This window comes from Azohydromonas lata, assembly GCF_034427735.1.
In the GTDB taxonomy this organism is placed as follows: Bacteria; Pseudomonadota; Gammaproteobacteria; order Burkholderiales; family Burkholderiaceae_C; genus Azohydromonas; species Azohydromonas lata.
On the sequence record NZ_JAXOJX010000267.1, the window covers coordinates 1 to 254 of the forward strand.

Annotated in this window: 1 protein-coding gene; it reads right to left on the reverse strand. The window is 70.9% G+C overall.

Annotation, left to right across the window (positions count from 1 at the left end):
- On the reverse strand, window positions 1-254 hold a 254-nt coding region (locus SM757_RS35335), incomplete at both ends, for a hypothetical protein (RefSeq protein ID WP_322468915.1).

The following is a 254-nucleotide window of genomic DNA, read 5'->3' on the forward strand; positions in this document are numbered from 1 at the left end:
ACTGCCCAGCAGCACGCTGCCCGCGGCCTTGAGCGTGACGTGGCCCGTGCCGCTGGCGATGTCGCCGTTGACGATCACGTCACCGCTCGTGGCCTGCAACAGGATGGAACCCGTGCCCGCCGTGCTCACTGCCGTGCCCGCCACGCCGGCGATGCCGCCGTTGGCCGTGCCGTCGTTCAGCGTCACCATGCCGCCGGCCACCAACACGATGTGGCCGTTGTTCAGCGACACCAGGTCCGACTGCGCCGCGTCGC